At 71.3% G+C, this 10,170-nt stretch carries 12 protein-coding genes; 4 read left to right on the plus strand and 8 right to left on the minus strand.

Annotation, left to right across the window (positions count from 1 at the left end; genetic code table 11):
* Window positions 1-51: 51 nt before the first annotated feature.
* The 3 genes from ABDW35_RS23725 to ABDW35_RS23735 are packed head-to-tail and all read right to left on the minus strand — an operon-like array spanning window position 52 to window position 3,445.
* Window positions 52-825, minus strand: coding sequence for a cyclase family protein (locus tag ABDW35_RS23725; protein ID WP_343716334.1), 774 nt, complete (start codon window positions 823-825; stop codon window positions 52-54).
* A gap of 14 nt (window positions 826-839) precedes the next feature.
* Window positions 840-2,141 (minus strand): fumarylacetoacetase, encoded by a 1,302-nt coding sequence (fahA, locus tag ABDW35_RS23730; RefSeq protein WP_343716335.1) that lies wholly within the window; start codon window positions 2,139-2,141, stop codon window positions 840-842.
* Between the two features lie 17 nt (window positions 2,142-2,158).
* Window positions 2,159-3,445 (minus strand): MFS transporter, encoded by a 1,287-nt coding sequence (locus tag ABDW35_RS23735; RefSeq protein WP_343716336.1) that lies wholly within the window; start codon window positions 3,443-3,445, stop codon window positions 2,159-2,161.
* Between the two features lie 143 nt (window positions 3,446-3,588).
* Here ABDW35_RS23735 and ABDW35_RS23740 point away from each other — a divergent pair, with 143 nt between their 5' ends.
* Window positions 3,589-4,287, plus strand: coding sequence for a TetR/AcrR family transcriptional regulator (locus ABDW35_RS23740; RefSeq protein WP_343716337.1), 699 nt, complete (start codon window positions 3,589-3,591; stop codon window positions 4,285-4,287).
* A gap of 61 nt (window positions 4,288-4,348) precedes the next feature.
* Complete coding sequence (locus tag ABDW35_RS23745; protein ID WP_343716338.1) at window positions 4,349-4,633, plus strand: DUF2218 domain-containing protein; 285 nt, start codon at window positions 4,349-4,351, stop codon at window positions 4,631-4,633.
* Between the two features lie 3 nt (window positions 4,634-4,636).
* Here ABDW35_RS23745 and ABDW35_RS23750 read toward each other — a convergent pair whose 3' ends face one another.
* Entirely contained in the window at window positions 4,637-5,551 is a 915-nt protein-coding gene (locus ABDW35_RS23750) for a hypothetical protein (RefSeq protein ID WP_343716339.1), read from the minus strand.
* Between the two features lie 132 nt (window positions 5,552-5,683).
* Here ABDW35_RS23750 and trmFO point away from each other — a divergent pair, with 132 nt between their 5' ends.
* Together trmFO and ABDW35_RS23760 are read left to right on the plus strand one after the other, a co-directional pair.
* Complete coding sequence (gene trmFO / locus ABDW35_RS23755) at window positions 5,684-7,057, plus strand: methylenetetrahydrofolate--tRNA-(uracil(54)-C(5))-methyltransferase (FADH(2)-oxidizing) TrmFO (protein WP_343716340.1); 1,374 nt, start codon at window positions 5,684-5,686, stop codon at window positions 7,055-7,057.
* A gap of 167 nt (window positions 7,058-7,224) precedes the next feature.
* Window positions 7,225-7,350, plus strand: a complete 126-nt coding sequence (locus ABDW35_RS23760; protein ID WP_343716341.1) for a hypothetical protein — start codon at window positions 7,225-7,227, stop codon at window positions 7,348-7,350.
* Window positions 7,351-7,359: 9 nt separating this feature from the next.
* Here the strand turns inward: ABDW35_RS23760 and ABDW35_RS23765 are convergent, their stop codons facing one another.
* The 4 genes from ABDW35_RS23765 to ABDW35_RS23780 form a co-directional block, all read right to left on the minus strand.
* On the minus strand, window positions 7,360-7,776 hold the full coding sequence (locus ABDW35_RS23765; protein WP_343716342.1) for a cupin domain-containing protein: 417 nt from the start codon (window positions 7,774-7,776) through the stop codon (window positions 7,360-7,362).
* 27 nt (window positions 7,777-7,803) lie between these two features.
* Window positions 7,804-8,556 carry an SDR family oxidoreductase gene (locus ABDW35_RS23770; RefSeq protein ID WP_343716343.1) on the minus strand — a complete coding sequence of 251 codons (753 nt, stop codon included), beginning with the start codon at window positions 8,554-8,556 and terminating at the stop codon, window positions 7,804-7,806.
* Between the two features lie 189 nt (window positions 8,557-8,745).
* On the minus strand, window positions 8,746-9,663 hold the full coding sequence (ppk2, locus tag ABDW35_RS23775) for a polyphosphate kinase 2 (RefSeq protein WP_343716344.1): 918 nt from the start codon (window positions 9,661-9,663) through the stop codon (window positions 8,746-8,748).
* Window positions 9,664-9,787: 124 nt separating this feature from the next.
* On the minus strand, window positions 9,788-10,170 hold a 383-nt coding region (locus tag ABDW35_RS23780), incomplete at its 5' end, for an aldo/keto reductase (RefSeq protein ID WP_343716345.1).

Genomic DNA, 10,170 nt, shown 5'->3' on the forward strand with positions numbered 1-10,170 from the left:
TCGCCGCCGTGGCGGCGCAGGCGGGCGCCTGACGGCCCGAACCGATCCGGCCTAATCCGGCAGGATCGCCACCGCCCGCGTCCAGCCCGCCGAGGCGGCGCGGATCTTCACCGGGAAGCAGCTGACGGTGAAGCCGGTCGGCGGCAGCACCTCCAGGTTGTGCAGCTTCTCCAGGTGGCAGTAGCCGATGTCGCGGCCGGCCTTGTGGCCCTCCCAGATCAGCGAGGCGTCGCCGGTCTCCTTGAACCGCCGCGCCGTGTGGCTGAACGGCGCATCCCAGCTCCAGCCATCAGTGCCGACCAGGCGCACGCCCTGTTGCAGCAGGTGCAGCGTCGCGTCGCGGCCCATGCCGCAGCCGCTGTCGACATAGTCGGCCTGGCCGTAGCGGGCGCCGGCGGCGGTGTTGACCAGCACGATCTCCAGCGGCTTCAGCACATGGCCGATCCGGTCCAGCTCGGCGTCGATCTCGGCCGGGGTGACGATGTGGCCGTCCGGCAGGTGCCGGAAATCCAGCTTCACGCCGGGCTGGAAGCACCATTCCAGCGGCACCTCGTCGATGGTGATGGCGCGCTTTCCGCCATCCATCGTCGGGTGGTAGTGCCAGGGCGCGTCGAGATGCGTGCCGTTGTGGGTCGAGATCGCCACCGTCTCCACCGCCCAGCCCATGCCGTCGGGCAGCTGCTCCGGTTTCAGGCCGGGGAAGACGACGGCGAGGTCGCGTGCCGTCTCCTCATGGGCGCGATAGGTGATCGAGACCTTCTGGAACGGCGGGTCGGCCGGGACGTCGTTCTCGAGCGGGATCGAGATGTCGATGAGCTTGGGCATATCCGGTCTCGCAGTCAGGGAACGATGGTGCCGGTGCAGGCGCCGAAGCCGATCGGCGCGAAGCCGTCGCGCCGGCACCGGGCGGTGAAGCTGATCTCGTCGCCATCCTCCAGGAAGCCGCGCTGCTCGCCATTCGGCAGCGTCACCGGCTCGCGCCCGCCCATGGTCAGCTCCAGCAGGCTGCTGAGCTGCGCCCGGGTGGGGCCGGAGATGGTGCCGGTGCCCAGCAGGTCCCCCGGCAGCAGGTTGCAGCCGCCGGAGCTGTGATGCGCCACCATCTGCGCCGGGGTCCAGTAGAGGTGCCGGGCGTTCGAGGTGATGATGGTGACCGGCCCTTGCCCTTCCGCCCGCATCCGGGCGGTGGAGAGCCGGACCGTCAGCTCGACGTCCAGCCCGCCCGCCTCCTGGTCGCAGCTGTCCATCAGGTAGTCCAGCGGCGCCGGGTCGCCATCCGGCCGGACCATCGCCGGCACCCGGAACGGCCGCAGCGCATCTGCGGTGACCACCCAGGGCGAGACCGTGGTGCTGAAGCTCTTGCTCAGGAACGGCCCCAGCGGCGTCATCTCCCAGCGCTGGATATCGCGGGCCGACCAATCGTTGAGCAGGCAGAAGCCGACGATCCGCTCCCCCGCCTCCCCGACCGGGATCGGCTCGCCGAGGTCGTTCCCCCGGCCGATGTAGAAGCCCATCTCCAGTTCGAGGTCCAGCCGCTGCGACGGGCCGAAGCCAGGCCGGCCGTCGCCGCCGCTGCGGGGCGGGCGCTGACCGTTCGGCCGCCGCACTTCGCCGCCGCTGGCGCGGACCGAGGAGGCGCGGCCGTGATAGGCGATCGGCACCCATTTGTAGTTGGCCGGCAGCGGGTTGTCCGGCGTCAGTAGCGCCCCGGCGGCGCGGGCGTGGTGAATGCCGGCGAAGAAGTCGGTGTAGTTGCGGATCTCGGCCGGCAGATGCAGCCGGCATGCCGCCGTCTCATGCAGCAGCTCCGGCCGCGGCGTCGTGCGGGCGTCGAGCAGCGAGGCCACCTGCCGGCGCAGCTCGGTGCGGTGTCCCGGCGGCAGGGCGAACAGAGCGTTCAGCGATCCGCCGCGGGCCGCGTCGGCGGCATCGGCCGCGGCGCCGGTCAGCAGCCCGGCGTCGCGCGCGGCCACGACATCGAGGATGCTGTCGCCGATGGCGATGCCGAAGCGCGGTGCCCCGCCGGCCGGGCTGAACACGCCGAAGGGCAGATTCTGGACCGGGAAGTCGGCTCCGTCGCGGTTGGCGGACTCCACCCAGCTGCGGCGCTGCGGATCGTGGGTCTCGTCGAGAGCGGTCATGTCGGCATCCTCTGGCGTCATCTGAGCACGGCGGCGGCAGGGCCACCGTGCGGATCCGGGGTCTGCGGCATCGTGCCCGCCGCGGCCGGCCGCAGCGCGTCGAAGCGCGGCAGCGACAGGGCAGCCAGCGCCCCGCCGACCAGGCAGGCGACGACGGTCCAGATCGCGGCGCCGTAGCCGCCGGTCGCGTCGTAGATCCGGCCCGCCACCAGCGGCCCGATCGCCGCGCCGACGGCGAAGAAGGCGTAGATCGTGGCGTAGAGGAAGCCGTAGCGGCGCATGCCGAAATAGCGGGCGGTGAGATAGGAGATCAGGTCGACCTCGGCGCCGAGCGAGAAGCCGATCAGGAAGGCCGCCAGCGGGGCCAGGCCGAAGCCGCCATAGGCCAGCAGCAGGCAGCCGATCGCGGTAAGACCGAAGATCGCGGCGGCGACGCGCGGCGCGAAGAACTGGTCAATCAGCCAGCCGATCACCAGCCGGCCCAGCAGCACGCCGAAGCCGGTCAGCGACGCGACGCCGGCGGCCCGCAGCGGGTCCATCCCCGCGTCGCGCAGCAGCGGCACCATGTGCACGGTGAGGGCGGAGACGGCGATGGCGATGGCGCAGAACCCCACGGCGATGGTCCAGAAGATGCGGGAGCGCAGCGCCACGCCGCGCTCGACGCCCCAGGCCTCTGCCGCGGCAACCGGGCCGGCGGCCCTGCGGCCGCCCAGCGACGCCAGCACGAAGGGCCAGGGCAGCAGGGCGAAGCCGGCCAGCATCAGGTAGCCGGCGCGCCAGCCATGGTCGCCGATCACCACCGCCAGCAGCGGCGGCAGGGCAATGGCCATCACGCCCATCCCGGCCAGGGTCAGCCCGAGCGCCAGGCCGCGGGCGGCGTCGAACCGGCCGTTCACCGCGCGGGTGTAAAGGATCGGCGTGGTGCCGCCGCCGAGCAGCGCCGCCAGCCCGAAGCACAGATAGAAGCCGGCCAGCGTGCCGTCGAACCGGCTGAGGAGGTAGAGCGTCAGGGCGAAGCCGGGGATCGCGGCCAGGGCGACGGCGCGCGGACCGAACCGGTCGATCAGCCAGCCCAGCCCCGGCGCGATGACGGCCAGCACCAGCGTCAGGCACAGGAAGGCGGTGGTGATGTCGCCGCGCGCCCAGCCGAATTCCTGCTGCAGCGGCGCGATGAAACTGCCGAGGCTGTAGAAGGGCAGCGACGACGCCCCCATGGCGCAGCCCAGCGTGGCGGCGACCAGCACCGGCCAGCCGGCCGCCAGCTCGCGCCGCCGACCCGAACCCATATCCTGTGGCAAGACCACGTCCTCCCTCGTCGATTTGTCGTTGGCCCCGTGCCGGGACGAACGCCGCCTTTCGCGGCGCGGACGGTCGCGGCAGATGACTTCACGGAGCAGATCTTGTACGATCGTACAAAGATTCGATCAGACGTTCAAGGCGATCCGGAATGCCTCCTGCTCCCCCCTCCGCGAAGGCCGCCGGCAAGACCCGGCGCCGCTCGGCCATCGCGCCCGGCGAGACCGCGCCGCCGAACCGGCGGCTGGACATTCTGAAGAGCGCCGAGGAGCTGTTCGCGGAGCGCGGCTACCACGCCGTCTCGGTGCGCGACATCGCCGCCCGGGCCGGCGTGCCGCTGGCCTTGGTCGGATACTATTTCGGCCGCAAGGAAGAGCTGCTCGGCACCATCTTCGAGCATCGCCGCGCCTATATCGACGAGCGGCTGCAGCGCATCGCGGCGGTCGACTGCTCGCCCGCCAACCCCGATGCGGTGGAGGAGCTGGTCCGCGCCTGGGTCGAACCGGCGGTGCTGCTGCGCGCGTCGGAGGGCGGGGCCGCCTTCTCCCTGCTCGTCGCCCGCACCACCTGGGACCAGGGACCGGAGGCACAGGGGGTGATCGAGCCCTATTACGATCCGCTGGCCCGCGCCTTCATCGCGGCGATGGAGCGCGCCCTGCCGCGCTGCGACCGCGCCACCATCGTCTGGGGCTATGAATACGCCCTCGGCGCGCTGCTGAAGCACATCGCCGACCGGCGGGTGGAGCGGCTGTCCGACGGGCGGGAGACCTCCGCCGACCCGGGCCGGATGGCCGATCTGGTCCGCTTCCTGACCGCCGGCTTCCGGGCGCTGGCGACGGCGATGCCCTGACACCAGTTGCGAACCACTCGCAACACCCCCATCTCAGGATCTTCCGATCGAAGAGGACATCATGCCGAGCTCCGAAGCCAGCATCCCCACCGAGCATGCCAGCAAGTACCTGCAGCAGCTGTGCAAGCATTTCGGCCACCGCATCCCGGCGACCTTCGATGCCGAGAAGGGCCGCCTGACCTTCGAGATGGGCAGCACCACCCTGGCGGCCGAGCCGGCCCTGCTGGTGCTGCGCAACGAGGCGCCGGAAGCTGCCGGCCTGGCGAGGCTGGAGGAGGTCGTCGCCTCCCACCTCGTCCGCTTCGCCTTCCGCGAGGAGCTGACGATCGACTGGCGGCCGGCCTGACCGTCACTTCCCTCGGCAATCCTCCGCATCGGTGCCGGGAGAGCACAGGCCGGAGCCCTTGCCGGGCTCGTCGCATTCACCGTCGCCGGTGAAGGGGCAGGCCGCCGGGCCGGGGGAGCTCGGGGCGGCAGAGCCACCATCCGCGGCCGAGCAGTCGCTGGCATCGGTGCCGGCGGAGCACAGGCCGGTGCCGCGGCCCGGCTCGTCGCATTCGCCGTCATGGGCAAACTGGCAGCTGTCGTCGCCCCAGCCCGGCTTGGCCGGCGCGGCGGGTGTCGCCGGCGCGGCGCCCTGCTTCGCCTGGCAGTCGGTGGTGTCGGTCCCCGCGGCGCAGGCGCCGGAGCCGATGCCCGGCTCGTCGCATTCGCCGTCATGGGCGAAGGGGCAGCTGTCCGGCCCGGCCGGCGCCGCGGGCGAGGCCGGGGCCGCCGGAGCCGATGATCCGCCGCCGGCCTTGGCCTTGCAGTCGGTGGTGTCGGTGCCGGCGGCGCAGGCGCCCGAGCCGATCCCCGGCTCGTCGCATTCCCGGTCGTGGGCGAAGGGGCAGCTGTCGTCGCCGGGGCCGGCGGGCGGCACGGCTTGGGCCGGCGGGCTCGCCGGCGTCTGCTGGGGCGGGGCAACCGCGGCGCAGTCGGCCGTGTCCGTGCCCGCCGGGCAGAGGCCGGAGCCCTTGCCCGGCTCGTCGCAACTCTTATCGAAGGCGAAGCGGCAGGAGTTCGCCGGATCGGCCTTGGCGTCCGGCCGGCAATCGGCGCTGTCGGTGCCCGGGGCGCAGGTGCCGTTGGCCTCGTCGCATTCGCCGTCATGGGCGAAGATGCAGGAGTCGTTGGTGGCGCCGGCCGGTGCGTCCTGCGCCGCCGCAGCAGGAGGAAGCGCCAGCACCGTCGCCGCCAGCAGCCAGGCCCATCTCGACGCCATGCGATGTCCCTCCCCGTCCATGCGCACATTGTCCTAGATACATGCTGCAGCGTGGCATGACAAAGGCGCCTGCCCGTTGCCTGGACGGAACGATCGGCGTATCTGTCACGCCCTTCGCAGGAGATCGGTTCGATGAGCACGCCCGCCCCAGTCCATGTCATCGGCGCCGGCCTCGCCGGCAGCGAGGCCACCTGGCAGCTCGTCTCCGCCGGCGTGCCGGTGGTGCTGCACGAGATGCGCCCGGTGCGGGGCACCGAGGCGCACCAGACCGACGGCTTCGCCGAGCTGGTCTGCTCCAACTCCTTCCGCTCCGACGACGCGATGTACAACGCGGTCGGCCTGCTGCATGAGGAGATGCGGCGCTGCGGGTCGGTGATCCTGCGCCATGCCGACGCCCACAAGGTGCCGGCCGGCGGCGCGCTGGCGGTCGACCGCGACGGCTTTTCCGCCGGCGTCACCGCCGAGCTGGCGAACCACCCGCTGGTGACGGTGGAGCGCGGCGAGGTCGCCGGCCTACCGCCCGATGCCTGGGACAGCGTCATCATCGCCACCGGCCCCCTCACCTCCCCTTCCCTGGCCGAGGCGGTGCGCGGCCTGACCGGCGAGGCCGAGCTGGCCTTCTTCGACGCCATCGCCCCGATCGTGCATCGCGAGTCGATCGACTTCGAGACGGCCTGGTTCCAGTCGCGCTACGACAAGCCCGGCCCCGGCGGCACCGGCAAGGACTACATCAACTGCCCGATGTCGAAGGAGGAGTACGAGGCCTTCATCCGCGAGCTGCTGGCCGCGCCGAAGACCGAGTTCAAGGACTGGGAGAAGGACACGCCCTATTTCGACGGCTGCCTGCCGATCGAGGTGATGGCGGAGCGCGGGCCGGACACGCTGCGCTGGGGCCCGATGAAGCCGGTCGGCCTGACCAACCCGCACGGCGAGCGCCGGCCCTGGGCCGTGGTGCAGCTGCGCCAGGACAATGCGCTGGGCACGCTGTTCAACATGGTCGGCTTCCAGACCAAGATGAAATATGCCGAGCAGGTGCGGGTGTTCCGCATGATCCCGGGCCTGCAGAACGCCGAATTCGCGCGGCTGGGCGGGCTGCACCGCAACACCTTCATCAACAGCCCGCGGGTGCTGGACCCGGCGCTGCGGCTGAAGGCGATGCCGCGGCTGCGCTTCGCCGGCCAGGTCACCGGCGTCGAGGGCTATGTCGAGAGCGCCGCGATCGGCCTGCTGGCCGGGCGGATGGCGGCGGCGGAGCGGCTGGGCCAAGCCATCGTGCCGCCCCCCGTCACCACCGCGCTGGGCGCCCTGCTGAGCCACATCACCGGCGGCGGCGAGGCCGAGACCTTCCAGCCGATGAACGTCAATTTCGGCCTGTTTCCGCCGCCGGAGATCCCGGAGCGGCAGCCGGGCCAGAAGAAGGTCAAGGGCCGCGACCGCAAGAGCCTGTACAGCGAGCGGGCCCTGGCCGATCTCGACCTCTGGCTCGGGCGGCGCGAAGCGGCCTGATCCGCTGGCGGGCCGCGCGCCCGCACGGCCCGCAACTCACATTAGCCGGCTTTGAGGTCGGCTCTTGGTCTCGTCCTCGTCATGGCGAGGAGCGCAGCGATGTGGCCATCCAGAGGGCCTGTGCCGCTGAATGGCCACGCCCCTTCGGGGCTCGCCATGACGGGTCAATGTTCGCAAATGCCTACCCGGCCAGCGCCCTGACGCGGATGCTGGCCGAGGCCGGGTTCGGCAAACCGGATGTCACGCCGCTGGCGCCCTCGCCGCAGTCCCTGGTCGTGGCACAGGCCGCCTGAGGGCCGGGATCACTTCTGGTCCGGCGTCACCAGCACGGTCTCGTCGGTGTTGACGACGAACACCGCCAGCAGCTTCGCAGGCTCCGTCTCGCTGGCATTGGCGCTGATGGCGTGGTGGTCGCCGGGCATCTCGGTGAAGTTCTCGCCGGCCTTGAAGGTGCGCACCGGCCCCTGGTTGATCTGCATCCTGACGGCGCCTTCCAGCACCGTGGCGTAGATCAGGGCCGATTTGGGGTGGGTGTGCGCGGGCGAATAGCCGCCCGGACCGTATTCGACGAGAACCCCCTTCACGCTCTTCCCGGGCACGTCCGGCAGGGCGTGCTCATAGACCAGCGTGACCCGGGCGTTCTTGGAGCCGGAGGCCTCGGCGAAGGCCGGGCCGGCGGAGGCGGCGACGAGCAGGGCCGCGAGGATGGCGCGCTTCATGGCGGGATGTCCTTGACGGTGTCGGTGTCAGGCGGGGCGATGGTCGCGCAGCCAGGAATCGAGCGAGATGCGCCCGATCCGGGCCTCGCCGAGCGGGACCAGCGAGGTCTCCGCGACCGTGCCGCCGAAATAGCGGGCCGTGTCGTCCCTGACGACGGGCCGGGGGTCGCCCATGGCATCGAGATAGCGGGCGATGATGCGGTCGAAGGGCGCCCGGTCGGGGCCGGCGATGTCGAAGCTGCCGCCCCGCGGCGGCGCCGCCGCGGCCTCGGCCACCAGCGCGGCGACATCTTCGGCGGCGATCGGCTGGAACAGGCCGCCCGGGAGGCGGACCGTCCCGTCCACGGCGCCCGAATCGGCGATGGCGCCGAGGAACTCCATGAACTGGGTGGCGCGCACGATGGTGTAGGGCACGCCGGACGCCTTGATCAGCGTCTCCTGCGCCACCTTGGCCTGGAAATAGCCGTTGTCCGGCATCCGGTCGGTGCCGACGATCGACAGCGCCACATGGTGGCGGATGCCGGCCTTGCGTTCGGCGGAGAGCAGGTTGTGGCCTGCCGTCTCGAAGAAGGCGAGCACCGCCTTGGGCTCGAAGGAGGGCGAGTTGGCGACGTCGACCACCACCTCGGCGCCGGCCAGGGCCTGGGCCAGCCCCTCCCCGGTCAGGGTGTTGACGCCCGTGCTCGGGGAGGCGGCGAGGACGTCATGCCCCGATGCGCGCAGGAGGGCAACGACGCGGGACCCGATCAGGCCGCTGCCGCCGATGACGACGATCTTCATGGCTTCACCTCTCACCAATGACAGGCCGCTGGCCGGTGCCTGACTGTGAGGGGAAGGATCGCGGAGGCCGGGCTGTCCCGGCAATCGTGCCGACCGACAATCCCGCACACCGAAGGATAGGTCATCCTCGCGCTTGGCATAGGTCGCCGGGCGACCCGGGCGCGGGGCCGCCGCGCCCGGCTGCGGCCCTCAGTAGCGCTGGGGCACGTAGAGCTCGGCCGGCAGCGTCCGGCGCTCGTAATTCGGGTCGAACACCCGCTCCGGCAGCGCGATCTCCTCGTGCGGCACCTCCTCATAGGGGACGATCGAGAGCAGGTGCGAGATGCAGTTCAGGCGCGCCCGCTTCTTGTCGTTGCCTTCCACAATGTGCCAGGGCGCCTCGGGGATGCTGGTGCGCTCGAACATCTCCTCCTTGGCCTTGGTGTACTGCTCCCACCGCACGCGGGACTGCAGGTCCATCGGCGAGAGCTTCCACTGTTTGATCGGGTCGTGGATGCGCATCAGGAAGCGCAGCTGCTGCTCCTCGTCGGTGATCGAGAACCAATACTTCACCAGGATGATGCCGGAGCGCACCAGCATGCGCTCGAACTCCGGCACGTCGCGGAAGAAGTCCTCGACCTGGCCTTCACTGGCGAAGCCCATGACGCGCTCGACGCCGGCGCGGTTGTACCAGCTGCGGTCGAACAGCACGATCTCGCCCGCCGCCGGCAGATGCGGCACGTAGCGCTGGAAGTACCACTGGGTCTTCTCGCGGTCGGACGGGGCCGGCAGCGCCACCACCCGGCAGGTGCGGGGATTGACGCGCTGGGTGATGCGCTTGATGGCGCCGCCCTTGCCGGCGCTGTCGCGGCCCTCGAACAGCACCACCATCTTGAGGCCCTTGTAGCGGACCCAGTCCTGCAGCTTCACCAGCTCGCCCTGGAGGCGCAGCAGCTCGCTGAAATAGGTGTGGCGGTCGAGGGTGTTCTTCTGCCGCTTCTCGAGCAGGGCGCGCAGCTCGGGCGGGACGCGGGCGTCGTCGACCGCCTGCTCGAGCTCCTCGTCCATGTCGTCCTCGAGCTCGATCTCGAGCCAGCTGCGGGTCCCGGTGTCTTTCAGCTCAGTCATGTCGCTGCCTCCTGATCCACACCCCGTGTACCCGGAAGCTTATGCAGTTTGGTGACAGCGGTCTCGGGTCGGGAGCGCCCGGCGAGTTTTGTCCAGCCTCGCCGGGCCGCCAGACCAGGCCCGTCTATCCCCGCGGCGCGATGCGGACGCCGCCGAACATGACGTTGCGGGTCATCGGCCGGGCCAGGAATTCGTGCGGGAAGCCGGGCTCGATCGCGCTCGCCGCCTCCAGCCGCGCCCGCTGCCCGTCCGACAGCACCACGTCGAGGGCGCCGAGATTGTCCTCCAGCTGCGCCACGGTGCGCGCCCCGATGATCGGCGCGGTCACCGCCGGGTTCAGCAGGGTCCAGGCGATGGCCACCTGGGCCGGGGTCTTGCCGATCTCCGCCGCCACCGCCTTCACCTCCTCGGCGATGGCCAGGCCGCGCTCGGTCAGGGCGCCGTTGCCGGCGGCGACGTTCTTGCGCGTGCCGGAGGCCGCCGCAGTGCCGCCGCCGATGTCGAGAT

This window comes from Inquilinus sp., from assembly GCF_039594555.1.
Lineage (GTDB): Bacteria > Pseudomonadota > Alphaproteobacteria > DSM-16000 > Inquilinaceae > Inquilinus.

Coding starts and splice junctions, on each gene's coding strand:
- ABDW35_RS23725 (WP_343716334.1), bottom strand. CDS start 825: ATGCCCAAGCTCATCGACATCTCGATCCCGCTCGAGAACGACGTCCCG.
- fahA (WP_343716335.1), bottom strand. CDS start 2,141: ATGACCGCTCTCGACGAGACCCACGATCCGCAGCGCCGCAGCTGGGTG.
- ABDW35_RS23740 (WP_343716337.1), top strand. CDS start 3,589: ATGCCTCCTGCTCCCCCCTCCGCGAAGGCCGCCGGCAAGACCCGGCGC.
- ABDW35_RS23745 (WP_343716338.1), top strand. CDS start 4,349: ATGCCGAGCTCCGAAGCCAGCATCCCCACCGAGCATGCCAGCAAGTAC.
- ABDW35_RS23750 (WP_343716339.1), bottom strand. CDS start 5,551: ATGGCGTCGAGATGGGCCTGGCTGCTGGCGGCGACGGTGCTGGCGCTT.
- trmFO (WP_343716340.1), top strand. CDS start 5,684: ATGAGCACGCCCGCCCCAGTCCATGTCATCGGCGCCGGCCTCGCCGGC.
- ABDW35_RS23760 (WP_343716341.1), top strand. CDS start 7,225: ATGTTCGCAAATGCCTACCCGGCCAGCGCCCTGACGCGGATGCTGGCC.
- ABDW35_RS23765 (WP_343716342.1), bottom strand. CDS start 7,776: ATGAAGCGCGCCATCCTCGCGGCCCTGCTCGTCGCCGCCTCCGCCGGC.
- ABDW35_RS23770 (WP_343716343.1), bottom strand. CDS start 8,556: ATGAAGATCGTCGTCATCGGCGGCAGCGGCCTGATCGGGTCCCGCGTC.
- ppk2 (WP_343716344.1), bottom strand. CDS start 9,663: ATGACTGAGCTGAAAGACACCGGGACCCGCAGCTGGCTCGAGATCGAG.